The sequence below is a fragment of the Methanobacterium sp. genome (assembly GCA_016222945.1).
Classification (GTDB): Archaea; Methanobacteriota; Methanobacteria; order Methanobacteriales; family Methanobacteriaceae; genus Methanobacterium_D.
In genome coordinates, this window is sequence record JACRPY010000002.1 from 38,168 (window position 1) to 64,751 (window position 26,584).

Sequence of the window (26,584 nt, forward strand, 5' to 3'; positions counted from 1 at the left end):
GCCAGTGTACTCTCATGATAAGTGAAACTCATGTTTTCTGTTTGAATAATAGTTTGTTTCATGATCATTCTCCCTGTTTCTCATTTTACTATTATCATTCCCCAAATGCCCAATTTAGAAAATAAAAACATAGCTAAAATCTGTAGACATATTATCAACACTAATGTAGTTGAAATAAAAACATACTCATTTGTTCCAATTTTTCTTTTACCATAATTATAGAGCTTAGATTCATCTGAATATCCACGGCTAAGCATGCTCATATAAATGGAATCCCCATGTTCATAAGATCGCAGAAACATCATCATTATCGTATAACCCAACTGTTTCAATCTCCACATATAAGTGGTTTTTTTATTAAATATATCGAAGTTTCTGGATTTCTGTGCATTAGTTATCTTAGTTAACTCGTCGTAGAACATGTATAGAAATCTAATCGTAAGACTTAAAATCATAGCAAAATCACGGGGCATACCCAGCTTCAGGAAGGAGTCCACCACTTCCTGCATGGAGCTAATGGAAGAGAGGATTACAACTGATGTTAACGTTACTATGATTCGTGAGAATAAGAGTGCTCCAAATAATATCCCCTCAAATGTTATGTTTATTCCAAATGGTAAAGCGTAAATAACGGTTCCATGGGTTATAAATGGCTGGAAAGCAATAATGAAAATAGTGAAGGGTAAAAGTAACAATATTCTCATAAATACTCGTTTAAATGATATGGTTGACAAATAAATCAATAATAGGAGATAAGCCTCTAATACTACTAAAACTATTATTTGTGTGCTGAATACAGCGTAAAATATTATTAGCATTAAAAATATTAGTTTGACCCTTCCATCTAATGAATGAAGGATGCTTTCCTTCAGGATCTCTGTTTCAATAATGTTTAATGTTTCTGTCATTCCCATATTTTTTCTCCAATATAAATTCCAATTAAAATAAAAATTTTAAAAAAAAATAAAAATAGGAGGTTTATTTACCTCTTTTTTTATTCTATTAATTACTTGAACCATTTCCTGATTTAAACCATCCAGCTACAGTAGCTAAGCCAACCATGGCCAAAAATGCTATCAGTGTGCCCAATACGATAGACACCACCCCTCCTATTGGAGATTCTCCTAATGCAGGTATTAAATAGTCTGGTAAAGGCGCTTCAAACATTGGTTCTGGTTCAGGGTTAGGTGCTAATTTTTCTGCAGCACTTTCCAACCCGTCAGGATTTGATGAAGCTAAAAACGGTGCAAGAATAGCTATTAATAAAGCAATTGCTAATCCGCCCAATACAAACTTTTTGTTTTTAGGACTCATTTGTTCACCTCGGCATCTACTTTATTCCATGGAAGTAAATCTGGTCTTACTCGTTGAATAGCTAAAATTGCTACTACAGTTATTGCTCCTTCTGCGATACCTATCACTGCATGATAGAGACCCATGAAGAATAGACCTAAATTAACTGGGAACGTTCCGGCAAGTGCCATTTCTATAGCCACTGCCAGTGCAGCTACAAATAGAGATGCCCATCCTGCTAAGAATATTGCCAGCCATAAATTTAGTTTTTGAAGTGCTTTAAATACTCCAAAACCTGTAAAACCTGCAATAACACCCATATCAAGGATATTCGCACCTAAAGCTGTGATTCCTCCGTCTCCAAAGAAAAAACCCTGTATAGTCAATACTACTGCCAGTACAAGTACTGCTGCCCATGGGCTGCCAAATATAATTGCCACTAATGCCGCACCCAACATGTGTCCGCTGGTTCCCCAAGGTATAGGGATATTCATAGCTTGTATCGCAAAGATAAACGCAGCTAATACTGCAATCATTGGAACACGTTTTTCATCAAGATTGTCCTTAGCCCAGTTTAGAGCAAAATACAATGCAACTATTGTAATTATATAATATATGCCTGCTTGCAGTAATGGTAAAAAACCATCTGGTATATGCATATTTTTATCCTCCTTTTTATTTTCATTAAATGGCGAAAGCTAACGCTATGACAGAATTAAGAGTAATAATATGCCACTATTTTAAGGGGAAAATGTAATACCCACTTAAATTTGCTTTAACACCTTTAAATCACGTTAATAGTTTCAACTTTTATAATATAAATGTATGGGTTGGTATTACTAAACTATTCTTTTACTAAATAAATTTATTACTTTTTATTACTAAACTCGAAATTCATATATTTAAAGTAATAATTAAATCTTGTTTTACGTATCAAAACTGATTTTAGAACCCATCTAATGAAATTTCATAACTAAAATTATTTAATCAAATCTTATAAATAATGACTTTTATTAATATTTTATGATATCCATCATCTGATTTCTACATTTCCTAAATCTTATAATCCATGGGTACTATTTTTTAATGAAAGCTTTTTTCAGGATTTTCCCTAAATTATTTATGTCCAATTTAAGATTCAACCTTCAACCATGATTAATTTACCCGTTTTAGGGTCTTTATACACTGTTCCCATTTGAACATAACCCTTTCCTTGACCTGATTGACTTTGTGGGGTGTCATTTACTTCATTTCCCTGCTGAATTTCTGCAGCTTTTTGCATTGCTTGCATTGTCTGTTTTTTTTGTTCTGGAGATGCATCAGAGAAAACAACACTCTGCATATTCCATGAAACCACCAGAAATATTAAAAATCCAACAGCAAGAACCAGCATGGCATCTACAAGATTAGCTGAACCTGCCATGGGGTCTTCATCTTCACTGTTAAGCAACCGGCGCTTTTGCCTTCGAAGCATTGTCTAACACCTCCAATACTGATTCTGATAATGTTTCAAGGGTGGTGAGGTTGTCCTCATACCATCGTTTTCTGACCTTGGAAATCACATAAGCAATACCTCCTGCAGCTAACCCCACTACAGTAGTATCAAATGCAATTATTATCGCCTGAGCAAGCCCATTAATATCACCAGCACCTAAAGCAGCTAATCCAGGTCCCATTGGTATCAAAGTGCCCATTAATCCAAGTGTGGGCCCAAGTCTTGTTACTATATCTGTTTTTTCAAGACTTTTAGCTATTTTAAGCTCTTCATTTTCAATTAATTTTCTTGCAAGAGCTTCTCTGGATTTAGAACCTATATTAGTCGATCCTGCCAGTTTTATTAATATTTCTTTGTGGTTTTTGGGTAAATCACTCTTTTCAACCACTTCCATTATGTTTTCAGGAGTGCCGGGATTGGAAATATCTTTTATGATTTTTTCCACTTTTAAAACGTCGAATTTGATTCTACTTGAATACTCTGAGATAAGACCTCCAAAACTAACTATCGCATAAACCATAAAGGCTAAAAGACCTATAATAACTGGTATAAGGAGGCTTTGCGATATCACGTGTAAAACTGCTGCTAACATGTCACTTCCTGGAATTGCTACCATTAAATCACCTTGTTTATCTTTGTATTAAATAACTCTTCTTTTTTGTTAAATAGAATCCTGTAAATGCCATTATCATTACAAATAATACTGCATAAATGAGTGTTTCTATGGATACTAAATCCATTGGGCTCATTGGGGATTGAAGGACTATACTTATATTGGGAATAACTATAGCAGATGCTAAAAAGTAAAATCCCACAAAAAGCATGAAATTACCCAGTAAAACCGGGTAAGGCTTTTTAATAACTCTTACTATTAAATCAGACGCAAAATAAAATATAATTATAGTTAAACTCAAGAAAACTGCTGCGTATTGACCTATAAAAGCTGTTGAAACCCCTATAAATGGAGAAGCTAGTACAATTGCTGCTACAACCGCTCCAAAACAGCAAGGACATGGTGCTATCATTGCTGCACATGATGCTTTAGCATGGTTTTTCCGGTGCACCTTCCATTCTCTGATAGTGTGGAAACCTGCATATATGATAACAACTGCCATTGCAAGAAATATAGCAAAATTGTAGTCATATACAACTTTATAAACAATATCAGTGTATCCTGAAATTAAAAATGTCAAAATATATATTCCTACACCGTATCCTGCGGCTATAGCTACTGCTGCTTTTCTTGAAAGACCTGCAAATCCTGTTGCAAGTCCAATTTTTACACCAAACACTAAAACTGCCGATAATATCCCTAGTTGCCATAATAGTTCTAACATAATAATCATTCCAATTTTTACATTATCTGCATATATAATACTTTCTATTTACATTTTATTATTACTTTTTAGCTTTATTTCAGCCTTTTAGTAATACTAATCCACTTATTATTACTCATATACCATTTATAATCCCATATTTATTACTAAACAAAAAATAAGTGAAATTACGGCTTAACTCTAATTACATCCTAAATATTTGTTTAAAAAAGAAAAAAGCCTCGAAAACTATGTTTTCGGGGCACTCGAAACTCTCAAACCTTCGGTTTGGAGTGCAAAACTAAAATTTTGCTAACTTCGTTTCGAGGTTCAGGAAGCACAGCAAACAAATCTTCGATTTGTTGCATCAAAATCATAGATTTTGATAGTTTCCTTCAACACCAAAAATCACAGACTTTCGAGTGAAAAAAATTTTTTTATCTTCTAAAGAAGCTCAATATATCCTCCCTAAAGTAACCAACACCAACTAAACCAATTAGAAGCACAACCCCAATAATTGCTGCTATCGGCATTCCAGTTTCTGAAGAACTTGAAGAAGAATCAGATTTAGAAACCTCATAAGCCTTCTGCTGCCCTTGATCACCTGGACTTTGGCCTGCTTCTGACTGTTGTTGATTATCGCTGCTTGAGGGATTGTTTGAATTTGCCGCTTCTACCTGTTTTCCATAAGCTTGACCAGAGCCAGTTTGTCCTGTTGGAACCTGAGTATTTGTCTGACTTGGAGCAAAAGACGGATTTTTAGTAGCCTTGTATATCTGTGCATTGAACTGAGCTAAAATATCCGGGTTCACGTACTGAGTAGCCCATTCAATCATAGCCAGGTTACCACAACTGCAATCGCAACAGGCTACACCACTTTGAATTGTAGTTTGAGCCCATTTATTAGCCACCATTTTCAATGTAGCGTCATCGGTCTTCCAGTAACCTTTATGAGCCATTTCAAGAAGGGTTCCTGTAAAACTGATCATTGCATAGGCGTTGTTTCCTTTAGAAAGCCATTCTGTCACTCCAGTATTGTGCTGATCCAGCAAATATGTTTTCACTGTTTCATCCCACATCCAGTTTTCCATAATTTCAGGAGTGGTTATCTGCCATCCTTTCATGTTAGATATGAACTTATTAGAAAGCTCTCTTGCACCACTGTAATCCTCACCCATCATCCCTTTAATCCACTGTGGGTTTAAGTAACGGGTTCTAAGTTCGTTTCCCATGAATTCTTTTAAAGACATGACCTTTGGGTTAGTTTTATCAGCATATGACAGTACTTTTAGATCTGGTGCTTTTCCATTGTTAGCTCTTTTTATTCCCATTGAAAGCCCACCAAAGTAGTCAAAAAAGTCGTCATTATCCAATACTCCATATAAATTAGAGCTTCTACTGTGATATGCTGTAGTAACACCTTTAAGAAGGTCTTTGAATAATCCAGTGTTAGCTGTTCCCCAATTTCTTTCAGTATAAGAATGCCCCATTCTCTCTAGGTAAAGATCTGCAACTTGATCTGTACTGTTCCATGTCCATGATTGTCCTAATGCTTTATTAACTCCTGCACCATAATCTCCTGTTGGTGGACCAAATATACGTGTGATTGCTAGTTCTCCTGCTTGATCAGCAGGGATACCTTTGCTAATAAGGTCTCTAACTGTTTTAATCCAGTGTTTTGCTATGTAATTGCTTTCAATTGAGTCATTACATTTAATATTAGTTGGAAATGTGCCATTGGTTGAATATGATGCCCTTATTAGTGGATCAATAGCATAGTTGAGACTTCCTTTGATGTCATTGTTTTGAGGATCATTGACAATGGTATTGTAAGATGAAGCTAAAGCAACACGATAAGATCTGTCCATGTTAACTAAAAGTTTTGGGAATAAATCTCTGAAAAGCCCACTTGTAGTTGTTATTACATCGATCCTTGGCCTTTCTGTTACTGGTGCAAGCCCTATTTTTGCTCTTTCATTATTTAAATCTGTAAGAAGAGTGCTTAGAGGTGTCGCTTGCATTTTTCCTGTACTTCCTCCAGTTAACCATTTTTGAGTTGGTTCTGGTTCCACTCCTAACATCCTTAAAACAAATGATGCCATAGTACCATCGTCTCTGGAAGTTTCTACACACCAAACCACTGCAGCTATTTTTTCAGGGAATTTTCCCGAGTCATATTGGGCTAAAGCCATATCTGCAAGTTTTTTACCTAAATTCCACGCATCTTTTGTAGGTAACTGATTGTCATTAAGTGAATAAAAGTTTCTACCAGTTGGAAGAGATTCATTATTTCTTATTGGATCATTTCCAGTTCCAGGAGACACATAACTTCCATTTAAAGACCTTAAAAGTGATTTCATTTCATTGCTGAAACTGTCATTTATTAGTTTTTTATAGTTATCTACTGTTCCCCCATTCACTGATACCATTATATTTGCTAAATCCTCTATTTCTGTGCTGTTCCACTGTTTCCCAAATGTATGAAGTCCAATTGGGATTAATGTATTTTCCATTTGTTCCAAGTAGTTGTGTATTTTGTCCATATCTGCATCAGTCAGGTTATTTAAATCTTTTATGCCTAATTCCGTGGCTAAATTAAGTTTATTCACCACATCCGCTATCCGTGCTTTATACTGTGCCTTAAGCAGTGGGAGATCATCATTTTTGTGATCTTGATACCAGTCCACATCTGATTTTAAGTTTACATATCCTCCATAGAGTTCCGTAGACTTCATTGGAGGGATTAAATGATCTATAATAACTGAATATCCTCTTCTTTTGGCCTGAACTCCTTCTCCCACACCATCCATATTATAAAGGTATATTGAAGGCGTGTTTCCTGCTGTAATATCAGAGTAGTCAAATTGAGTCAGTGCCACTTGTTTATGAGGTAGCCATTCGTATGTAGCGTGTCTTCCCATATGAATCTGAGCATCAGCGCCAAATTTCGTGTTTATCCATGCATACCAAGCAAGATACTGGTGATGTGGAGGTACTGCAGTATTGTGGTAAAGTTTAGCTGCATCAGCTTCCCATCCTCTTTGAGGTTCAGGACCCATGTAAACATTTCCATAGTACATTCCCGGAATTACTATGTAATCTTTACCATTTTTTTTCACAGTCATGATGTTTCCTGGTACGTCTCCCCAACCACTAAGTCCTGCCATATTCAGTGTTTTAAATTGTTCCTTTGCAGTGTAGAAATCGTTCCATTTACTATTATCTCCATCGATCACAGATTTTAATGCTGTATTCATTTGATTAATGAGTTGGTTAGCCTGAGATGATTTTTCAGGGAATGTATCCGCAAGACTTTTCATCTCAACCGTCCATTTATCTATAGCAATTTTAGTTGCATTTTTTGAGCCAGTGCTTATTCCTGCCTTGGTAATTTCTTCAATATATCCTGTAGGACCTTCAATTACTTCCTTTTTAGCAATAGGGTCCAGTGTATTAAACCATGCTTTGTACTCTTCAACATCCCATAAAACTGTGTTAGGATCATTAGCTAATTTTTCAAGCTCTCCAGGTGCCCAACTAGCAACATTTATGCCTCTAATTGTCATATTGCCAACAAGTGCACTTTCATTGTTAGGAATATCTCCTACATTGTATCCTTGAGACTTCAAATTTTGTAATATGTTCAAAATACTCTCAGGAACGTTTAGATAACTGGCACCAATGTTCTGTTTCCCTGGAGGGTAATTATAGTACACCATAGCAATTTTCTTGTCAGTGTTGTTCATTTTTTGAAGCTTTATCCAGTTATTTATTCTGTCAGCTACTTTCTCTACTCTATCTGGAATTGGCTTAAAACGTGATATAGAAGCACCAGTTACAGTATCAGTGGAATTTTCACTTGAAGCTAAAAATGTAGGTTCAATTATTCCCTGAGTTTCCTGCATTGCTATTTTATAATAGACTTCATTCCAAGGGAGCCCTTCTTGTGATACCAACCATTCACCCTCAGTTCTTTTATCTGTTCTCATTGCTTTGTATACTGGAACATTTAGATCTTGAAGAAGTTGATTTGTTTTGTTATTCCCTAAAGCAAAGTCAAAAAAACTTATAATCCCATTTATTTTATTTTGAGGGTCAGTGAAATATTTTACCATAGATGAATGGACACTATCTCCTGAAGAGCCTACTATTGGTATAACATTAAGTCCTTTAGCAGTTAAAGCATCTATCATAGCTTTAAAGTGATCCATATTTCCATTTAATACATAGCTAACATCATCAACTAATCCAACTGTTCCAGCATTCGGATTTTTGGAATATTGAGCCAAATAGTCGTTTATGTTGGTAAATGTCTTACCATCTCTGTAGATCATTTCCTTTTGGGTAACAATATAATCTTGAGGACCCCATGCAGGATTCCATGTTCCACCATTTGCAATTTCGTATTCTTTTATAGCGTATTTAAACTGGTTTTCAAAGTTCTGCTGCCCTTTTTGTGTGTAATATAATGCAAGATCAATCCATTGAACTGCATTTGGACGGTAGTTTGAGCTTGAAGTGTCATTCCACTGCGCTTTTTTTGAATTAAGTGCAGTAATATTACTTCCTTTAACTGCATCTCTTAAAGATTTGATATCTGTATCTGATATCCCCTCAAAAAGATTTTTATTGTTTATCCGACTTAATTTGGTCAAATTATTATCTGCTCCTGGACTTTCCAACATTATGACGTCTTTATTAGTCAAAATGCTAGTGTTCAGATTGATTAAGTTCCATAATCTAGTATCAACTGTTGCTGATAGCCATTCACCGATTATTATTTGGGAATTTTTTATCAAGGCAAGGAGATCTGAATCAGACATAACTTCAACTTGTTTGTATGAACGTATTTCAAATGTAACGGGAGTATTTGAAGCCAAAGGCGGATTTAGAAGGTTCATTACTGCTTTTGCTGCATCATTGATTGATTTAATGTTGGCATCTGAACTTATAACAAAAATTTTAGGATCTACCAGCCCATTAGTTATATTTAATTGTGTATTGTTTGAACTTGAATTATTTTCAACATTCATTGTATTCTCGTTTAATCCAGTTTTTTGTACTTCATTTCCATCTGTTTCAGTTTGAGAGATAGAATAATCCGTTGAACCTCCAGGATCACCTACTTGTGATGTATCTTGAGCCACAACAGGACTAAACATAGTTAGTATGAAAACAAAGCAAATTATCAACGAAGTTATTTGTTTTTTAATACTTTTCACCTCCTTTTTATTTATAAAGGAGATATTTAGGTCTTCCCAATATTTAATACTTGTTATTACTTAATTATTATTACATTTTTGTCTAAATCCAATGAATTTGTAATAAAAAAACAGTAAAATTATTACAAAATACTTAATTAAAACCCATTTCTTAATAACTGCAATCTTCAACCCATTTGAAACCACGAAAATAATGATAAAAAATTAACCATAAAAAAACAAAAATTAAGCCATTAAAAACTGTTTATTTTAAATAAAACAAAATAAATCACGCTTTTATAATTTATAATTGAATAAAAAGTTAAAATTCTCGAAATAATCAAATATTAATTGAAAAAACGCCTTAAAAGGAGCAGATACGCCAAAAAAATATTAAACCTATCTAAACAGAGAGTATTACTGAAAAAGTAATAAACATTAAAAGACAGTGCACTAAAAAATCCATAAAAAAGAAAAAAGAAATTATAAATACTATGAAATCTTCTTTTTCATCCAAAAAACACCGCCCGCAAGACCCCCTATTACACCAATCAGAATTCCTGCCAAAAATGGTGTTAAAAAGCCCCCACTAGTGTTATTTGCAGTTAAAAGAGTTAAACCATTTTTAATGTCAATTTCATCAGCAGAACATACAAATATTCTATTGTATAAGTCGGGATTCTTGGATAAAAATTCATTAACTGTATCCTGGTAAGCCACTGCAAGAATTCTCTTATTGGAATTAGAAAGCGCGTGTTCCAACTCATGAGAAACATCAGCATCAGATTTAAAGTTGTATACCGTAACATTTAATCCCATTTCATTTCCCACTTTTTTTGCCATTATTCCAGTTGAATTATCAGCAATTACAATGGTCGATTGTGGTGTTATATCCACTCCATGAGCGCTCACAGGAACTATCATTCCCAATAAGATTATTAACAGATATATTGCTTTTATTTTCATATTTAGAATCTCCATTTTAGATTTTATCTAATTTTAACAAGTCAGGCTTAATTTTAGAAATGAAGGATATGATAAATACGTTGGCAACACCTTCAATAACTGCAACAAACAAATAAAACGGAATTAATGTCGCTGCCAGCATTTCTACGGTTGCAACACCTGCTGCAAGCAGTATCAAAACATGGGATATTGTTGCCATAATTATACCCATGAATGTCCCTGAAAACACACCCAGTTTTTCATCGAGACTTGAAATGAGTTTATAAAATATATATGTTGAAAAACTCAACACAACCCCCATAGTCACAGTATTAGCACCCAAAGTGGTTATTCCTCCCATTCCAAGGAATAGGAATTGTACCAAGAAGCATAAAAATGCTACAGTAACTCCAGTTAGAGGGCCAAGCAAAATAACAGCCAAAGGAATCAAGAAAAAATGCATAGGAACACCAAAAGGCGACGGTATAGACAAAGAAGACACAACAACTGTTACTGCAGCAAGAATCGCAGTATTAACGATTTTTTTCTCTTTTTCCTCCGTCTTAGAAAACTTAAAAAAATATAATGCCAATGTAATAATGGCTAAAATCCAGTAAATCCCAGATTGCCATAAAGGTATAAGTCCATCAGGTAAATGCAAAATATATCCTCCCTTTATGATTAATTAATTATATCAATATATTTTAATGTAAATATAAATTCCTTAAAAGATATCCTCTAAAAAAATAACTGAGGAAAAATAAAATATTCTTTAGCAACACTATAAAAAGCCTTTAAAAAAATATCCAATTCCTCCTAACCCCAATGCAATAAATGCACCAATAGCCAAGCTCATCAATTGCTTATTTAAATTATTTGAATCCCTATTAACCTCACTAATATTGGATACTACTTCAACAGGTTGATTATCTCCATTATTTTTGTTTTTATTTGTAGTTTCTGCAGATTCTGTGCTATCTCTACTACTCTTATCTTTTGTGCTAATTTTGCCTTTTTTACTATCTTTATTTGTTGTAACAGCCGTGCTTTGACCAGTATTTTGATTTGAAGTTTGGTTTGATGTAACTTCCTCATAAGGAGTACCATGCCCTGGATGTGCTACTGTGAAACCACAAAAAGTCAAAACAACTGTTATTACCAGTATCGACATGAATAATCTTCTTTTAATGTATATAAGCTCAACTCCTTGAATTTAAAAAAAAATAAAAGATATTTAGGTCTTATTCTGACCCAAATATATTTTTTCTAAAGAATCCTAGAACTAAAAGCCCTCCACATAATATAACACCTACAAATATCAATGCAGTGTTAAGTCCAGAATCTGAACCGGTTGGACCGACCTTTGAAACTTCGTATGCTGCACCTTGCTGTGAACCTGGAGATACAAGTTGACTTGTAACTTCTGTCTGAGTAACTGCACCCACAGAAACTCCAGAATCATCCAAAGAGCCATTACCTATACTTGACTTTCCAGTAGCATGTTTAGAAGTGTTTCCTTGAGAATTTCCAGAGTTAGGGAACAGATCTGCCATTGTTCGAATAGGTAAGCCCTTAACATAATCTAAAGCATTGGTATTAGCAGTTCCACCCTGTTTGATCATGTTGAATTCACTTTCAGTTAACAGTTTTTCATTACTTGCAACAATCTTTGGTACTCCTTTGACTCTGGCATTAGGTTCGCCTTTGTAAATACTGATATATGCTGCTATCTGGGCTTCACGCCGGGCTTCGCTAGTGGCGAGATCTTTTACGTATATATCTGCCCATTTGAAGTTTATAACAAGTACCCTAGCCGTTTTTGTAGTTGGATCCCATATAGCAAATATTCCTTCCTCAGTCGCACCATTTAGAGCTTCAGATGCTGTTTCTTCTTCGAGTAGTCGCTGGTTCATGTAAGTACCTTGTCCAGGAGATACTCCCAATAGATAAACTAAACTATCGTCTTTACAGTAAATACTGGATCCCATGTAGAAATAGCTCTGATTACCAGTTAATGGATAATTTTTCTGTATATAGTCTGTTATAAAGAATCCTGGTTGTACTCCGGGACATGCGTGGTTGTGGAATATGAACGCCATCAGCTGATCAAATGGCGGATCATTTCTCCAGGCATTAGCTATGCTCTGTACGTTACCAAAGTTCCCATCTTTGAACACATTCTTATTGAGTTCAAAGAGTGGTGTTCCTACGAGACTACCATTAGTGTTGAGCGCATTTGGACCTATATCATTCACTTTATGTCCATTTGAGTCGTTACCTACAACAAAACTCTGAGTAGATGGATCATAGCGCATGTATATTGAACTCATGGTCTGGCCATCAATTCCACGCAGGACAAAATCAAACCATAATGGCTTCCATAATCCCATGTGGATTGGTAAAAGAGTGGATCTGCTCAATCGTGACCCTAAAACCTGGTATATGCCATCCCATGTTGCTTCAGTGGTTTGACCGTTTAAATGAACATAACCAGAAGATGTAAGAACTGCCATGTTTTTGTTGTCTTTCTCCAGATCAATGCCTAATTCATCTTTGAATATTTTTTTAGCAAGATTAGCTGCGTTTTCACCGATTCCTTTCATCTGATCGTAAGTTAACTGTCCATTGTTATTTGTAACTGGAGTTGCACCTGCATCAGCTAAGTTAAGACCATTCATATAGTTTATATCCAATCCATGAGCTTCTTGTGCAGGTATACGAACTGTACCATCCGTATTTGTGATATTGGCTTTTGTTCCTACCATATAGTAGTATTGCTGTTCTGTGAGTCCAGTTTTTTCTTTGATAAATTCAACCAGTTGTAAAGGATTATCTTTTAATTTACCTAATATCCAAGTGTTGAATTTTAATGTTTCTAAATCTCCTGTTAGACTTATTCCTGTGTCTTTTTTGAATTCTTGTTGGTTTTCTTCACGTTTAAACCTCATAACTATGAGGTCGCCTAAATTAGTTTTTTCATTCCATCTGATGAATCCTATCATGTTGTCTTTAGCACCAGTAGCACTGGTATTGAATCCCACATATCCGCTTTTACCTGGTGTAGCATCTAAAAAGTACATTACAGCATCATCATCAGAGTCACCTGGAACTCCTATAACCTTGTAAGAAGTTATATCATTAGGAGAACCTGGCCCTCCTGCAGTTTCTTGTATTGGTGGGTATTTATTAAGTAGTGCCTGTGTTATGGTGTATCCACTGATTGTTCCTTGACAAACATGCCCATGGAAAGCTGCTTCTCTTAATAAATCTGAAGGAGCTCCATTATTCCATGCATTAGCCAGACTTGCAAAGGAATATGCATTTTCACCACCTACTTTCGCAATTAAATTATTCCATTCAGCACGGCTCATGTTTTCAGAAATAGTGCCTATGTAAGATGGATCTATAGAACCATTACGGAAACATACTGCATTTAATGCATTTCCATTTTTGGCCACAAATAGGAAATCCACTGGATCTACTGCTGTTTGTCTGAGCATCAGTAAATTACCTTTACCATAGGTTATTTTACCATTTGAACCATTTAAAATACCTTCAATACAATCCTGACTGGTTTTACCGTTGATTTTAGGCACACCTGCAGTGGTTATAGCCAGCACTTTTTCTGAACCTGCAAAGTTCAGTATTTGGTCTGCTTTGGCTGTAACTTCACGACCTAATTTGTAGTTAGCTGTTGCCTGCATGTTGAAATCTGCATTGCCATATAAATTAGAGTCTGATGGATTGCTAAGATCATGGGATACTCCCACTTGTTTTGTTTGAACTATATAGCCTGGTGCTGAAACAGTAATATTAAATTTAGTACCGTCCACTGCTCCAGGATAGATAAAACTCAGTTTATAACCATTAAAAACATTATCATATGTTTTCGTATGGTCTATATGTGCCCCGTTAACGTCTTTAACCTTTATTTCAGGGTTAATCCCATTATCTGAAGGATATTCATAGTTTACTTTCACACCTATTATTGGATCAACTGGCTGTCCACTTCCAGGAGAAGATGATTGCAATTGATCTAAATCCTTGTTTTCACCTCCTACTGTTGATAAGTCTTCAGCAGATGCTGTTCCACAAATACATAGAGTGAAAAGAACTGCAAATACAATTAAAGCTATATGTCCTTTTATTTTTTGTTTCTTAATACTTATCACCTCCTTTTTATTAGTAAATAATAGGTTTGAAAAACACCAATATTTAATACTTGTTATTAATTTTATATTATTACTTTTAAGGCTAAACCAACAGTTTTTGTAATAAAAAAAGGATAAAATTAATAATATTTACTTGAATTACCCTTATTTTTTAATAATAACCCTCCAAGATCATTTAGATAGATTAAAGTAGATATAAACAGTTATTAACTAACTATCATATTTACAATGAATGTAAAAATCTAATTTTTGAATTAAAACATATAAATAATCTAATAAACCATAAAACATGGCAATAAAAATTTATAAAAAAGAATAAACATAATTAAACAAATAAAACACGACAAATACTCCCTAAAACCCTTAATTAATCCTCCAAAAATTAATCAAAAAGTAATACTAAGTATTATTACAAAAAGTATAAAATAATCCTAAAACTATATTAAAAAGTAATAATATGGAACATAACCAACAACTTTTCTATCAAATAAAGCTAATTCAACCCGTATAAAATCCTTAAAAAAGAAAATTTATATTTTATTTCAATTTATAGGGCATCATAATGATACATTTGAGCTATGAATGTTAGATGCCCTATATTTTGATTTGGGGGCAGAATCTAAAATTTATATTAGATTCCATTTTATTGAAATATGGAGGGTTGTAATGGAAAAGCCGTCGAAAATCAGAGATTTTCGGGGCTGCACAGTTAAATTAACACTTGAAATTTAATTTTTTTAACCAGTTTTACCATTACAATCATGGATTAGTGCTTTTAATATATAATACTTTCTATTTATTTTGTATTATTACTAAAAGGGCAAGATCCCCCCTATTCTTAATACTTCACAAAAAAGTAATAAATTAAAATATTTTTAATATTACATCAAATCCTTTTTAACAAAAATAAGGTTTTCATCATAGCTTAAAGTGTATTCATCCCTACTCCAATTGAGTTTTTTTATAATTCCACCTATAATTTTCAAATTATCTTCATTATAGGGAAAAGTTACCCATGCTATGCACGTACCTTTCTTATCAAAGTCAGAATATATATTTATAAGTTTTATAATTGCCTGTGTCTCAAATAATTCATTATTTCCCATTCTACTGCTCCAAAGATTTATTTTATATGGCATTTTAACATTAGAAGTGCCAATATCTCAGGGTTTAGATTGGTATTTTCCTTTTTCATTTCCCCATATTTTATTTTTTAGGAGGAAACCAATGGCAAAGATAAAAATTAATACACAAATCACGCACTTTTAGTTTTTGTAATACTATATTGTCTCTTTGCCATTACAAACAAAGATTAGCTCTTTTAATATATAATACTTTCTATTTGTATGGTATTATTACTATAGTGGCCAATTTATGCAAATAAATAATAATAAACTAAACCTACAAAACCAAATTATAAAACAAATAAATAGTGAATTTAAAGTATTTTAAAATAAATCCAAATTTAAACATTTAATAAGAATATACATGTTAATTTCAGTATATACTCATTTATTAAAAAGAATTTAATAAAATAATTATTCTAAATAATTTTCTTCGATTGCATCAATTACACATGGCGCATTCCAACCTATAACCTCTGCTGCAATTTCTTCAAGCTCTGGAGGTACGTCTTCCATTCCATACGGCCTTATAACAATAATAGGCTTATTTAATTTCATTGAAATATCAATTTGATTTTTTATAATATTATTATAATTATTATACAATCCTGAAAGAATTATAACTACATTTGCTGATTCTATCTGCTTTTGAAGCTCTTTTTCTTCAAGTTTATCTTTTTTGAGTATGCTGAAATTTTTATATTCAAATTCATGAGCAGATGAAAGTTTTTCATTTATTAAGTCATATTCCTTTTCATTTTCGCCGATGTGGCTTATAAATAGTTTATGAACCTTTAATTCTGACTCAAACATGATATTATACTCCAAAATTACATTGATTTATAGATATTTAAATTTGAAAACATTTATTTCTATCTAAAAATATAATTTAAAAAAAAATAGTTTATAGACTTTAAATTCAAAATAAGAAGTAAATTTAATTAATTTAATAATAAAAAGAGGTAGATATTCAGTTGTAACGAATTACAACTGATTATATCCTCCAAATTGGTTTATATTCCTTATGCTAATAGGGCTGAATTATGTTGATTAAACAAACATAGAATTATAGCCGTAAGCTCTATAAGGAACTGTTACCCATCTTCCGTTTTGGTTTAGCTGAACAGATCTGTGCTTACTGGAATAACTTGTTCTGTACTGAACTACTCTTGAAGAGTATCCTGCTGATTGGAATTGACTGTTAAGATATTCACTCATAGCCCAGCAATCCCCTGCTCCTGCACTTTGCATGGAAGCAGCAGAGCTTACACCGCGCCTATATCCATATCTTGCACCAGATTTCATTATGGAATCTGTTGTTCCGTCACTTACAAATCCAGCACTACTTGAAGAATAACTGCTTCTTTTGTATCTGGATGCTGCTTTAACTTTTCTGTACTTTGATTTTTTGGATTTCTTGTAAGTAGCTTTTGTTTTCTTGTATTTCTTAGTAGTTTTAGCTTTTCGAACTGTTTTTGCCTTAACCTTTGTCTTAGATGCTGCGTTTACTTCTAAACCGCTTTTATTATCATTTAAACCAATTTTTAAATTATTGTCCACAGTTTGGTTTTCTGCTGCCCCTCCTATTGAGGGAAATATGCACATTGCCATAGCTAATGTTAGTAACAACGCACACGTTTTTCGTCGCTTAATTTTACCGCCTCCGTGTCCACTAGTATTAAAACACCTACTTGGGACTTTTTGGACAAAACATATAGTGTCTCAATATCCCATATAAAGGTTTTGATTTTTTTATGAAAAAAACGCATCCATAGCTCTCTTTTTTAGATTTAAGACTCTCTTAAAGAGTATTTAAAGGTAGGATTATAGAGTAGCACTCCTCGTTTGTATTTTTAGTATATTAGCCTTAATTATACCCTATTTTAAAAAATTGCCACGAATAGAAACTATTTTAATTCAAGATGTTATGGTCAAATTATATATGATATAAGTTGCCCCTCCCCTTTATAGTTACAAGAAATTTAACGCCTTAAATCCTAAAAATAGAAATATTTGCAGCTTATTAAACATTCTAACATATTAAAACCATTTTTAATAAAAATAGTTGGAATTCTGTTATTTTAGTTATTAATCTAAATTTTTATTATTTATTTGAATAAAACACAAATTAAAGCTTAATCAAATCCTGATCAAATATAGATATAATTTATATGAAAACAATATATACTACTACTTTTTATAACTAAATTTTATTATTAGTGGAAAAGGATTGAAATGTTTTTATCTAAATTAATACCTCTTAAAGAAGCACTGGACATAATAAATGGTTTTAATGTCAAAATATCGGTTGAAAAAATATCTCTTAAAGATACATATAATCGAGTGCTTGCAGAAAACATTGAATCACTTTTAGATTCCCCCTCTTTTGATAATTCAGCCATGGATGGTTATGCCCTAAAAGCAGAGGATACATTTGGATTTTCACAAAGTAATCCTACATATTTAAAAGTTGTTGACAGTATTGGTGCAGGAAAAGCATCAAAAATCACAGTAAAAAATGGAGAAGCCATAAAAATTGCAACAGGAGCACCCATACCTCAAGGAGCAAATGCTGTTTTGATGGAAGAGTATACACAAAAAAAAGAGAATGATTTAGAAGTTTCAAGTACAGTTGCACCGGGTGAAAATGTTTCTTCCAGGGCTGAAGACTTTAAAAAAGGTGATTTACTCTTAAAATCTGGAAAAAAATTAAGGCCACAGGATGTGGGAATAATAGCCTCTGCCGGATACAGTGAAATAACTGTTTTTAAAAAGCCACGAATAGGTGTCATTACCACTGGTAGCGAGCTTGTAATGCCAAAAACTCCATTAAATGAGGCAGAAGTTATAAATTCAAATTATTACACATTAAAAGCGCTGGTAGAAAGCACTCAAGCAATCCCTGACATTACCCATTGTGTTGATGATGCTAACAAAGTTAAAGATCAAATTAAAACATTTTTAAAATCCTGTGATGCAGTAATAACCACTGGAGGCACTGCAATTAGTAAAGGAGATGTTGTAGTGGACGTAGTTAGTGAATTAGGTGATGTTTTAATTCATGGTGTTGCCATTAAACCAGGAAAACCTTTTGGGTTCGGAATGGTTGATCAAACTCCTATATTCATGCTTTCTGGCTATCCTGTAGCTTCAATGGTACAGTTTGACGTTTTTGTGCGTGATACTCTCCTTAAAATGCAACAAATTTATAGAAAACCTCCCATTATTAAAAAAAAAGCCTCAAGAAAAATTGCATCATCTCTGGGAAGAACCGAATATATAAGGGCAGATACCGATGGAAATTCAGCCTATCCCCTTAAAATTAAAGGATCAGGAATTATAAGATCCATGGTGGAGTCTAATTCTTATATTATAATAGAAGAGAATGTTGAAGGTATTGAAAAGGGTGAAGAGTGTAATGTTTTACTTTATGAAGCTCTAAATGTTTGAAATTAATATGATAAAAAAAATAATTAGAATATTTGAAGGTGATTAATTGAACGTTTTATGGTATTATGCAATTGCATTCATTGTTATATGGGTTTTAGCCCTATTATTTAAAGATAAATTAAAAATAGACATTAATGGTCCTCTTTTAATGAGAAGAACCGGCCGGATGAGGGATCTTATTGATAGAATTGCCCAGAAGAGTCCCAGATTCTGGCGAATATTCATGAATATAGGAATTCCTGTAGCAGTTTTTTTTATGGCATATACCTTTTATTTAATTATATTAGCTTCTACAATGATATTTCAAGCCCCCCAGGTAGTTCCTATACTGCCTGGAGTTGATTATCCTGGGAATCCGTTATTTTTACCTCTGGGTTATGGATTAATTGGACTTGTAACCGTAATTATTGTTCATGAATTTGCCCATGGAATTCTTGCAAGAGTAGAAGGAGTAAAAATTAAATCCATAGGTGTTCTTTTATTCACCATTATACCTGGTGCATTTGTTGAACCCGATGAAGAAGAAGTTAAAAAAGTTTCCAGGCTTGCAAAACTCAGAATTTACGCCGCAGGATCTATATTTAATCTTAGTCTTGCAGCCATTGCATTGGGAATTCTTTATATATTAAGCAGTTTTTTCATTCCTGCCGCATTCCACTCTGAAGGAATTACAGTAACAAGCGTGGTTCCAAAAAGCCCGTCAGACGGTATTTTAAAGGAAGGAATGATTATTTACAATATAAATGGTCAAGATATAAAAAATATCACCGAATATGCGCAACTTAGAAATAATACAAAAATTGGTGATATTTTAACCTTTAAAACGAACCAGGGAACTTTTACCATTAAAACATTGCCCAATCCCAATAATTCAACTTTAGCTTATGCTGGATTTAGGTCTGCAGATAATTTAGTTTTAAATAAAGGTGTTTCTAACACTTATGGAGATATAATTCCATGGATCCTTTTCTATCTTAAAGAATTATTTACATGGATAGGTATATTAAATCTCGCTGTTGGAACAATCAATTTACTTCCAATAAAACCTTTAGATGGAGGATTAATCTTTGAAGAGCTTTTAGGCTATAAATTATCCAAAGAAACTGTTAGACCAATAGTTAACACTATATCATATGTTTTAATCGCGATTTTAGTGGTGAATATTGTTTATGGAATTGGAAGAGGTATTCTACTTTCAATTTAATTTTTTTTCTTTTTTTCACAATTAAAACAAAAATATGTTGCCCTATTAGTTTTGAAAATCTTGCCACATTCTTTACACATCACCTGTCTAAGCTGCGAACCTGCTCTTTCTACAGCTCTATCCTGGCATTGGCACCTTATTCCAACCATTATCTTTGATTCTCTAGTTTTTTTCCTCTTAACCATTATACCCTCTAGAAACTTAAAATCTGGTCAAATTTTTCCATTATATTTATAACTAAATCATCGTAACCTTCAAGTAGCATTATTCCACCTATTAAATCGTCTTTTTCAATGCCTCTGGCTTTTAAGTCACCTGAATTTGCATAAATTTGCGTATTTTCAATTAATTTTTCTATTTCACCCTGATTTGAATGTCCTTTCCTTGCACTAAACACTCCATTACCTATAAAATAAATAGAAATTTCTTCCTTTCCATGATATATATTCGCAAATTCCAGGAATGTTTTAAATCCTTCTTCTGCAGGAGTTTTAGTTAAAATAAGTCCAATATGCATGTTGTATTCCCTTATTGAGTGTCTATTTATAAAAATTATCTTTTTTTCATTGATTATGATTTCCAGCCGAGTATTTCCATTATTTGGATTCCTACTGTAGATTTAAGGCATTTTACATTATTCATATATCCCATTTCATGTAAAAGCATGCATTCATTGAGTTTACACTCTCCTGAAAGTAGTTTCATTGCAAATGCCATGCATGTTTTTTCCCCACATTCTTCACAGTCAGTTTGAGGCAGGCAGCTATAAATTGAAAGAGGACCTATTTTAGACAATTTTTCCTTTATTAACCTATAATCTACTGATTTTCCCTCTTTATGTTCTACATGTGTTTCGTTTATTATGGCTGTTATTTCTTTGATTATTTCAATAGATTCCTCTTTGGTGTTGGTTTTGTTCATACTGACTTTTCCAGAGGGATAAATCGTTATAAGTCGCTCGTAGATAGAAAGAGTTATAACATTTTTCTTTTCAAGATAATTCACCTTTCCTGGAGGGAATTTCGCCATAAGAAGAGGTAAAACATGATGAAGTTCACTGTCAAGCTCCATTAATACACTTATCTGCCCTTCAGATATTATACATGGCTTTATATTTTTAATTACAACTTTTTTTACCAGTACTCCATCCTCAAATAAGTCATATTCCAATTCTTCCATTTCCATTATTTATTCCCCCAACCACCATAACCTTTATAAACCATTAAATATCAAATTAAGCTTTCTAAATTTTTATAACCACTTCTTTAGACTTAGATAATTCATAAAGCTCATTATCATCGATTATTTCAATAGTTTCCATTAAATCTTCTTTATGAATACCTCTTTCTTTAAGGGAATTATTATAAACAAATATATTCCCTTCAGGGAATATTAGATAGGTTAGTTCTCCAACACCTGGAAATTTAAGTCCTTCTGAATTTTGATTATCAATGGCCGCATATACTCCATCTTCAATTAAAACAACATCCGCTACTAGCTGCCTGTTTAAACAAGCTATTTCTACAAAAAATCCGCTAAAAGCATCTTCATATCCATATGGAGCTTTGTTTATTATTATCAAAACTGAATTCATGATTATCAGCTTTTTTTTAGATTTATCCTAAACTTATAACTTTATCACTCGTTTTAATCCATTCAGGAATGTCATAAACAGTGGTTATAGTTATTCCCTGTATATATGGGAATTTAGCATCACATGCATAACCTCTTGCTGTTGCACACCTTACACAGGCCCTTATATCTGCGCCCATTTCCACCAGGGCCTTATATTTTTCTAATACATTAGGAAATGAGTGTGGATTCTGTCCTTTACGTGGTATATGGGTTGCATCCATGTATAAAAACATGTTAACATTATATTTATTATTTAAAGCACTTTTAGCAATTTCATGGGCCATATCTGCATATTGGGAGCGGTACGGGCCTTCTGTTAATATTATGGTCAATGTTTTGGTGCTTTCTTCCATGATTTAATATAATCTCTTTTAAAATAAATAATTGTCCATGAATAATAATGAAGAATATAAAAGCTCATATTAAATTATTGCAAAATAATTCATAAATTCAATTAAAAAAAAGGAGTTAAAGTATTTTAAAGATGACTCAATTTAAACTAATTTTTAAAATAACGTCTTTGGAAAATCAATGCAACATTAACAAGACCTATAAGCACTGGGACCTCAATTAATGGCCCTATAACTGCTGCAAACGCGACCCCTGAACCTATTCCAAAAATTGCAACAGCAACTGCTATTGCCAGTTCAAAATTGTTACTTGCAGCTGTAAAGGATATTGTTGCAGTTTTTGAATAATCTGCCCCTATTTTATATCCTAGATAAAATGTTATAAAAAACATTATTACAAAGTAAAAAAGGAGCGGAATTGCAATACGTACAACATCCAGCGGGATTTGAATTATAAAATTTCCTTTGAGGCTGAACATCACTACAATTGTAAATAGTAATGCTATTAATGTAATGGGGCTAATTTTAGGAATAAATTGGTTTTGATACCATTCTTTACCTTTATTTTTTATTAAAACAAATCTTGTAAGCATTCCTGCTAAAAAGGGAATACCTAAATATATAAATACACTTTGAGCTATTTGCAATATGCTGACATTTACAATACTTCCTTCTAATCCCAATAATGGTGGCAGGACTGTAATAAATACATAAGCATAAACACTGTAGAAAAGTACCTGAAATACGCTATTAAAAGCTACAAGACCTGCAGCATATTCAGTATCACCTTTTGCAAGTTCATTCCACACGATCACCATTGCAATACAAGGAGCTATTCCAATTAAAATTAAACCCACCATATATTCTGGATATCCCCTAAGGAAAACTATTGCCAAAATAAACATTAATATTGGTGCAATTATCCAGTTCTGGAAAAGTGCCAGCCCTAATATCTTCCAATCTCTAAATACATCCCCTAATTCTTCATATTTAACCTTAGCAAGAGGCGGGTACATCATCAAAATTAGGCCAATGGCAATAGGTATACTTGTTGTTCCAACTTGAAACTGATTGATAAATGATTCCACGCCAGGAATAAAATAACCTAAAGACACTCCAATAACCATTGCCAGGAAAATCCATAGTGTTAAATATTTATCAAGGAAACTAAGCCCTTTAGCATCGTATGTTCGCCCTTTAACATCACCAGGATTACTTTTTGACATAAATAAACCTCTTTTTGCTAAAATAATCAATGAACGAGAAAAATACAAACAATTAATTCTCTTTTTTCTTTTTTATTGCATTTTCGAATGCTTCTTTATGAAAATTAGCTGCCATTTCCTTTTTACACTCGTCATCAGCGAATAATCTCATTTTTGGAGCTCTACAAGGATAATGTTGCAGTTTAAGACCTGCTTTAATTGGTAAATCTTCTAAGTCTTGTCCAATCATTTCTTCAGCCACAAAAAATGTTGATCCACATGGGGAGGACCTTAAAACTTCTATATCCACTATTTTATCTCCCTGGCAATTTACTTTGACAATTGGCCTTCCAAATTTAGATACAAATTCATCAAATACTGGATTTCCATTTTCTTGAAGATCACACATGTTTTCAGGACATGTAACATTTCCAAATCGTTCCACCTGATTTTTAAAGCCATCTCCCCTCCATGCAGCCACTATTATCCATTTTACCTTATCATGAAGCAGTTCAACAAGATCAAGGGTGAGATCGGGGTGTAGTGTATAGGTTATCAGTATGTCTGCACCTCGAATTTCTTTAAGGGCATCTTCCGGGATTTCAATATCATCGGCAAACATGGAAGTCGGCTGTTCAAGCTCTATAAACTCTGTATCGAATTCTTTGCTTATGTGGTCATATGCACGTTCCCCATAAGGACCATCTGTTACGATTACAATTTTTAACATATTTTTATCTCCTACGCCCTATTTGAATTATTTAATTTCATCTACTAACGAATTTCGTATCCAATCATTAATTTCATCCCGTATAGCCCTAAATAACTTTAATTTTGCTTTTTTATCGCCGCCAAATGATTTGGGATCATTAAATCCGTGATAAATGTGTTTTTTACCCTTTAAAAACGTAGGGCATGAACCTTCTTCATCTCCACATAACGATACTACATAGTCAAATTCATATTCCTGGAATTCCTTCAGGCTTTTGGATCGGTTTAAAGATGTATCAATCCCTATTTCTTCTAAAACTTTTATTGTAAGAGGATTGATTTCTTTAGGATCAGACCCTGCACTATAAACTTCATAATATTCCCCATAAGCTTGTTTAAATATGCTTTCAGCCATTTGTGATCTTCCAGAATTATTTTTGCAGATGAAAATGATTTTTTTCTTATTAAAAGTCATTTAATCCCCTGATTATAAATGATTAATCTGTCATTTCATTGATCTTCTTTTTAATTTCTAAAACGCATTCTTCGCCAGATTCTCCCAGTCGAGCTACATCTCCCGGCTGCATATTCTTTTCTTGAAGAGGAGTCATTACATTCATGCTTTTAGCTACTTTAACTCCTTTATTTTCCATTATTTTATTCACACACTGGTGTTCACAGCCATTAACTGCAATTATGGGATATTTTTTTATCATATCTTTGAAACCTTCTTTATCTGCCGAAGTAGCAGTTATACAAATAGATATGATGTTTGAAGATTCTTCTACTGTGTCTGAACATGATGCCCGTGCAATTAAGCCATATGGGCTCATTCCATTGCAGGGACACAGTGCAATTTTATCTTTTTCCATTTTTTGACTCCTTTTATATCATAATAACCAATATTTGAAGTTATATCTCTAAATTTTCAATATATTCTAACAGATTATTATTTGAGAGTTTGTAATGAATCCAAAGTCCTTCTTTACGACCTTGAATAAATCCTGCCTTTTTTAAAACATTTAAATGATGAGATATGGTAGATTGAGGTTTATTTAGTGCCATTATTATTTCACATACACATAACTCGCCGCCCTGTAAAATATAGAGAATTTTAAGGCGAGTAGGATCAGAAAGAGCCTTGATATTTTCAGATTTATCTTCAATATCATTATCAGAAGGAATTTTTGACAATAACTTTTCTAAATTCTCCATTTGTTCACTGCATGGCTCATCTTTTCCGTTTATTTGACATGTCTTCACATAATCACCTTAAATTTTCAACTTTTATTTTGACAATCAGGACAAATATATTCATCTTTATCTGTTTTAAACACCTTATCACACTTTTCACATATGGCTTCTTTAAGATGAGACTGCTTTTGTACTGCTATTCCCCACTTACATGAAATTGCGCCTCTGCTGTGGGTATTTTTCATTTTTATCCCTTTATTTTCTTTTTCAACCATCTAATCATCTTATTTTAGGAGTTTAATTTTTTTTAATGTACTCTTTAATTCATCATGTCGCACATAGCTAATTACTCTGAACAGCACTTATTTTTATTTTTTTCCATTAATTTAGTATTCATTTTATCAAATTTATTTTTAACGTGCTCATATCCTTTTTTATCAAATGGACATTCTTCTATACAATATGTACATCCTTGACTGCAACCTATACACCGTTTTTGTATAAATTCGGTTTCTTTACCGCCACAACAAGTTTCTTTTTCAATCAGTGCTTTTTCAGGGCATGCTTTGATACATTTACCACATTTATCGCAGTAATCTGGTATCCATGAGTGTTCGTTATGTTCTTTTTGTGGTAAATTTTCTATATTGGTGAATATAGCAGAGATTTTTATTCTAGGACCTAATTCAGGAGTTATTAAAAGACCATTTTGTCCTATCCAACCTAAACCTGCCTTTTGACCAAGTAGTGAAAAACCTACCATATTACCATAGGGGTGAGCAATCTGGGTAGCATAACCCTTTGCTCTAATAAAATCAGATATTGCATAAGTTATATAGCCCAGCTTTGCATAAGTTGCGTCGTTTAGTTGTTTGGCTTCTGTACCGGGATCAGTTTCGATAATATCTTTACCCATCTCCATAGTTAAAACAATGGCATTGGAATAAAGAGGTTTTTCTTTATTTATTAATTCCGGAGTAATTTGTGTATATCCAATACTTACTATGCCTGTGGAATGGACAAATTTCTCAAAATCTTCAAAGAAATCATCGTCAGCTATATTTTCAGGCTTATCAGGATTCTTTACAAGTGATATATCCGGGAATTCTCCTACACTGCCACAGCCACATCCTGTATCTCCTTCTAAATCCGTGCTATCTTCTGTTTCTCCACATCCACATTCCTCTTTTTGAGGCATATTTTTTTTATCTTCAACTGATTCGTCAGTGTATTCCATATCTTCGCATCCGCATCCGCTTTTGTTATTTTCCATAGTTTTTACCTCTTTA

28 protein-coding genes are annotated in these 26,584 nt (G+C 33.2%); 2 read left to right on the plus strand and 26 right to left on the minus strand.

Translation table 11 applies throughout. The annotated features are described in order from the left end of the window. Positions 1–80: 80 nt before the first annotated feature. The 14 genes from cbiQ to HZC47_00270 all read right to left on the minus strand — a co-directional run bounded on the left by cbiQ (position 81) and on the right by HZC47_00270 (position 17,157). Entirely contained in the window at positions 81–908 is an 828-nt protein-coding gene (gene cbiQ, locus HZC47_00205; GenBank protein MBI5679311.1) for a cobalt ECF transporter T component CbiQ, read from the minus strand. Between the two features lie 94 nt (positions 909–1,002). Next, positions 1,003–1,314 (minus strand): PDGLE domain-containing protein, encoded by a 312-nt coding sequence (locus tag HZC47_00210; GenBank protein MBI5679312.1) that lies wholly within the window; start codon positions 1,312–1,314, stop codon positions 1,003–1,005. Then, positions 1,311–1,952 (minus strand): cobalt transporter CbiM, encoded by a 642-nt coding sequence (gene cbiM, locus HZC47_00215; protein MBI5679313.1) that lies wholly within the window; start codon positions 1,950–1,952, stop codon positions 1,311–1,313. The genes HZC47_00210 and cbiM overlap by 4 nt, the downstream gene beginning before the upstream one ends. A 479-nt stretch (positions 1,953–2,431) precedes the next feature. Continuing rightward, positions 2,432–2,767, minus strand: coding sequence for a DUF2149 domain-containing protein (locus tag HZC47_00220; protein ID MBI5679314.1), 336 nt, complete (start codon positions 2,765–2,767; stop codon positions 2,432–2,434). Beyond that, positions 2,736–3,404, minus strand: a complete 669-nt coding sequence (locus HZC47_00225) for a MotA/TolQ/ExbB proton channel family protein (protein ID MBI5679315.1) — start codon at positions 3,402–3,404, stop codon at positions 2,736–2,738. The genes HZC47_00220 and HZC47_00225 overlap by 32 nt, the downstream gene beginning before the upstream one ends. A 13-nt stretch (positions 3,405–3,417) precedes the next feature. Beyond that, on the minus strand, positions 3,418–4,125 hold the full coding sequence (locus HZC47_00230; protein ID MBI5679316.1) for a DUF2162 domain-containing protein: 708 nt from the start codon (positions 4,123–4,125) through the stop codon (positions 3,418–3,420). A gap of 416 nt (positions 4,126–4,541) precedes the next feature. After that, the gene (locus HZC47_00235; protein MBI5679317.1) at positions 4,542–9,266 is read right to left on the minus strand and encodes a cobaltochelatase subunit CobN; all 4,725 of its coding nucleotides are present in this window, start codon (positions 9,264–9,266) and stop codon (positions 4,542–4,544) included. Between the two features lie 531 nt (positions 9,267–9,797). Then, the gene (locus HZC47_00240) at positions 9,798–10,271 is read right to left on the minus strand and encodes a hypothetical protein (GenBank protein ID MBI5679318.1); all 474 of its coding nucleotides are present in this window, start codon (positions 10,269–10,271) and stop codon (positions 9,798–9,800) included. A 16-nt stretch (positions 10,272–10,287) separates the two neighbouring features. Further along, positions 10,288–10,911, minus strand: coding sequence for an energy-coupling factor ABC transporter permease (locus tag HZC47_00245; GenBank protein MBI5679319.1), 624 nt, complete (start codon positions 10,909–10,911; stop codon positions 10,288–10,290). 120 nt (positions 10,912–11,031) lie between these two features. Beyond that, a complete protein-coding gene (locus HZC47_00250) occupies positions 11,032–11,421 on the minus strand; it encodes a hypothetical protein (protein ID MBI5679320.1) in 390 nt (129 codons plus the stop codon). Between the two features lie 70 nt (positions 11,422–11,491). Beyond that, positions 11,492–14,422 (minus strand): hypothetical protein, encoded by a 2,931-nt coding sequence (locus tag HZC47_00255; protein ID MBI5679321.1) that lies wholly within the window; start codon positions 14,420–14,422, stop codon positions 11,492–11,494. Between the two features lie 881 nt (positions 14,423–15,303). Beyond that, a complete protein-coding gene (locus HZC47_00260) occupies positions 15,304–15,528 on the minus strand; it encodes a hypothetical protein (GenBank protein MBI5679322.1) in 225 nt (74 codons plus the stop codon). Positions 15,529–15,960: 432 nt separating this feature from the next. Further along, positions 15,961–16,359, minus strand: coding sequence for a TIR domain-containing protein (locus tag HZC47_00265; protein MBI5679323.1), 399 nt, complete (start codon positions 16,357–16,359; stop codon positions 15,961–15,963). A 237-nt stretch (positions 16,360–16,596) separates the two neighbouring features. After that, positions 16,597–17,157, minus strand: coding sequence for a hypothetical protein (locus tag HZC47_00270; protein MBI5679324.1), 561 nt, complete (start codon positions 17,155–17,157; stop codon positions 16,597–16,599). A 624-nt stretch (positions 17,158–17,781) separates the two neighbouring features. On the opposite strand from HZC47_00270, the gene HZC47_00275 reads away from it, so the two are divergent. Continuing rightward, positions 17,782–18,996: a molybdopterin molybdotransferase MoeA gene (locus HZC47_00275; protein ID MBI5679325.1), complete on the plus strand. Its 1,215-nt coding sequence runs from the start codon at positions 17,782–17,784 to the stop codon at positions 18,994–18,996. Positions 18,997–19,042: 46 nt separating this feature from the next. Continuing rightward, positions 19,043–20,200, plus strand: coding sequence for a site-2 protease family protein (locus tag HZC47_00280; GenBank protein ID MBI5679326.1), 1,158 nt, complete (start codon positions 19,043–19,045; stop codon positions 20,198–20,200). Here the strand turns inward: HZC47_00280 and HZC47_00285 are convergent. From HZC47_00285 to HZC47_00340, 12 genes are all read right to left on the minus strand, one after another. Next, the gene (locus tag HZC47_00285; protein MBI5679327.1) at positions 20,197–20,385 is read right to left on the minus strand and encodes a hypothetical protein; all 189 of its coding nucleotides are present in this window, start codon (positions 20,383–20,385) and stop codon (positions 20,197–20,199) included. The genes HZC47_00280 and HZC47_00285 overlap by 4 nt on opposite strands. Positions 20,386–20,393: 8 nt before the next feature. Then, on the minus strand, positions 20,394–20,717 hold the full coding sequence (locus HZC47_00290) for a DsrE family protein (GenBank protein MBI5679328.1): 324 nt from the start codon (positions 20,715–20,717) through the stop codon (positions 20,394–20,396). Between the two features lie 53 nt (positions 20,718–20,770). Beyond that, a complete protein-coding gene (locus HZC47_00295; protein ID MBI5679329.1) occupies positions 20,771–21,385 on the minus strand; it encodes a hypothetical protein in 615 nt (204 codons plus the stop codon). Between the two features lie 58 nt (positions 21,386–21,443). Continuing rightward, positions 21,444–21,794, minus strand: coding sequence for a DsrE family protein (locus tag HZC47_00300; protein MBI5679330.1), 351 nt, complete (start codon positions 21,792–21,794; stop codon positions 21,444–21,446). A 22-nt stretch (positions 21,795–21,816) separates the two neighbouring features. Beyond that, complete coding sequence (locus HZC47_00305) at positions 21,817–22,188, minus strand: DsrE family protein (GenBank protein ID MBI5679331.1); 372 nt, start codon at positions 22,186–22,188, stop codon at positions 21,817–21,819. Positions 22,189–22,334: 146 nt separating this feature from the next. Further along, positions 22,335–23,411 (minus strand): ACR3 family arsenite efflux transporter, encoded by a 1,077-nt coding sequence (gene arsB, locus HZC47_00310; GenBank protein ID MBI5679332.1) that lies wholly within the window; start codon positions 23,409–23,411, stop codon positions 22,335–22,337. 52 nt (positions 23,412–23,463) lie between these two features. Then, positions 23,464–24,120, minus strand: a complete 657-nt coding sequence (locus HZC47_00315) for a DUF166 domain-containing protein (GenBank protein ID MBI5679333.1) — start codon at positions 24,118–24,120, stop codon at positions 23,464–23,466. Positions 24,121–24,147: 27 nt separating this feature from the next. Next, positions 24,148–24,576 carry an arsenate reductase ArsC gene (locus tag HZC47_00320; GenBank protein MBI5679334.1) on the minus strand — a complete coding sequence of 143 codons (429 nt, stop codon included), beginning with the start codon at positions 24,574–24,576 and terminating at the stop codon, positions 24,148–24,150. Positions 24,577–24,598: 22 nt separating this feature from the next. Then, the gene (locus HZC47_00325) at positions 24,599–24,973 is read right to left on the minus strand and encodes a zinc-binding protein (GenBank protein MBI5679335.1); all 375 of its coding nucleotides are present in this window, start codon (positions 24,971–24,973) and stop codon (positions 24,599–24,601) included. Positions 24,974–25,013: 40 nt separating this feature from the next. Next, positions 25,014–25,364 (minus strand): winged helix-turn-helix transcriptional regulator, encoded by a 351-nt coding sequence (locus HZC47_00330; protein ID MBI5679336.1) that lies wholly within the window; start codon positions 25,362–25,364, stop codon positions 25,014–25,016. A gap of 17 nt (positions 25,365–25,381) precedes the next feature. Next, positions 25,382–25,570 (minus strand): hypothetical protein, encoded by a 189-nt coding sequence (locus tag HZC47_00335; protein MBI5679337.1) that lies wholly within the window; start codon positions 25,568–25,570, stop codon positions 25,382–25,384. 71 nt (positions 25,571–25,641) lie between these two features. Then, positions 25,642–26,568: an epoxyqueuosine reductase gene (locus HZC47_00340; GenBank protein MBI5679338.1), complete on the minus strand. Its 927-nt coding sequence runs from the start codon at positions 26,566–26,568 to the stop codon at positions 25,642–25,644. Between the last annotated feature and the right edge of the window lie 16 nt (positions 26,569–26,584).

What these genes read in the sequence shown, in the direction of transcription:
- cbiQ (MBI5679311.1), bottom strand. Translation starts at nt 908, where the DNA reads ATGACAGAAACATTAAACATTATTGAAACAGAGATCCTGAAGGAAAGC.
- HZC47_00210 (MBI5679312.1), bottom strand. Translation starts at nt 1,314, where the DNA reads ATGAGTCCTAAAAACAAAAAGTTTGTATTGGGCGGATTAGCAATTGCT.
- cbiM (MBI5679313.1), bottom strand. Translation starts at nt 1,952, where the DNA reads ATGCATATACCAGATGGTTTTTTACCATTACTGCAAGCAGGCATATAT.
- HZC47_00220 (MBI5679314.1), bottom strand. Translation starts at nt 2,767, where the DNA reads ATGCTTCGAAGGCAAAAGCGCCGGTTGCTTAACAGTGAAGATGAAGAC.
- HZC47_00225 (MBI5679315.1), bottom strand. Translation starts at nt 3,404, where the DNA reads ATGGTAGCAATTCCAGGAAGTGACATGTTAGCAGCAGTTTTACACGTG.
- HZC47_00230 (MBI5679316.1), bottom strand. Translation starts at nt 4,125, where the DNA reads ATGTTAGAACTATTATGGCAACTAGGGATATTATCGGCAGTTTTAGTG.
- HZC47_00235 (MBI5679317.1), bottom strand. Translation starts at nt 9,266, where the DNA reads ATGTTTAGTCCTGTTGTGGCTCAAGATACATCACAAGTAGGTGATCCT.
- HZC47_00240 (MBI5679318.1), bottom strand. Translation starts at nt 10,271, where the DNA reads ATGAAAATAAAAGCAATATATCTGTTAATAATCTTATTGGGAATGATA.
- HZC47_00250 (MBI5679320.1), bottom strand. Translation starts at nt 11,421, where the DNA reads ATGTCGATACTGGTAATAACAGTTGTTTTGACTTTTTGTGGTTTCACA.
- HZC47_00260 (MBI5679322.1), bottom strand. Translation starts at nt 15,528, where the DNA reads ATGGGAAATAATGAATTATTTGAGACACAGGCAATTATAAAACTTATA.
- HZC47_00265 (MBI5679323.1), bottom strand. Translation starts at nt 16,359, where the DNA reads ATGTTTGAGTCAGAATTAAAGGTTCATAAACTATTTATAAGCCACATC.
- HZC47_00270 (MBI5679324.1), bottom strand. Translation starts at nt 17,157, where the DNA reads ATGGCAATGTGCATATTTCCCTCAATAGGAGGGGCAGCAGAAAACCAA.
- HZC47_00275 (MBI5679325.1), top strand. Translation starts at nt 17,782, where the DNA reads ATGTTTTTATCTAAATTAATACCTCTTAAAGAAGCACTGGACATAATA.
- HZC47_00285 (MBI5679327.1), bottom strand. Translation starts at nt 20,385, where the DNA reads ATGGTTAAGAGGAAAAAAACTAGAGAATCAAAGATAATGGTTGGAATA.
- HZC47_00290 (MBI5679328.1), bottom strand. Translation starts at nt 20,717, where the DNA reads ATGCATATTGGACTTATTTTAACTAAAACTCCTGCAGAAGAAGGATTT.
- HZC47_00295 (MBI5679329.1), bottom strand. Translation starts at nt 21,385, where the DNA reads ATGGAAATGGAAGAATTGGAATATGACTTATTTGAGGATGGAGTACTG.
- HZC47_00300 (MBI5679330.1), bottom strand. Translation starts at nt 21,794, where the DNA reads ATGAATTCAGTTTTGATAATAATAAACAAAGCTCCATATGGATATGAA.
- HZC47_00305 (MBI5679331.1), bottom strand. Translation starts at nt 22,188, where the DNA reads ATGGAAGAAAGCACCAAAACATTGACCATAATATTAACAGAAGGCCCG.
- arsB (MBI5679332.1), bottom strand. Translation starts at nt 23,411, where the DNA reads ATGTCAAAAAGTAATCCTGGTGATGTTAAAGGGCGAACATACGATGCT.
- HZC47_00315 (MBI5679333.1), bottom strand. Translation starts at nt 24,120, where the DNA reads ATGTTAAAAATTGTAATCGTAACAGATGGTCCTTATGGGGAACGTGCA.
- HZC47_00320 (MBI5679334.1), bottom strand. Translation starts at nt 24,576, where the DNA reads ATGACTTTTAATAAGAAAAAAATCATTTTCATCTGCAAAAATAATTCT.
- HZC47_00325 (MBI5679335.1), bottom strand. Translation starts at nt 24,973, where the DNA reads ATGGAAAAAGATAAAATTGCACTGTGTCCCTGCAATGGAATGAGCCCA.
- HZC47_00335 (MBI5679337.1), bottom strand. Translation starts at nt 25,570, where the DNA reads ATGGTTGAAAAAGAAAATAAAGGGATAAAAATGAAAAATACCCACAGC.
- HZC47_00340 (MBI5679338.1), bottom strand. Translation starts at nt 26,568, where the DNA reads ATGGAAAATAACAAAAGCGGATGCGGATGCGAAGATATGGAATACACT.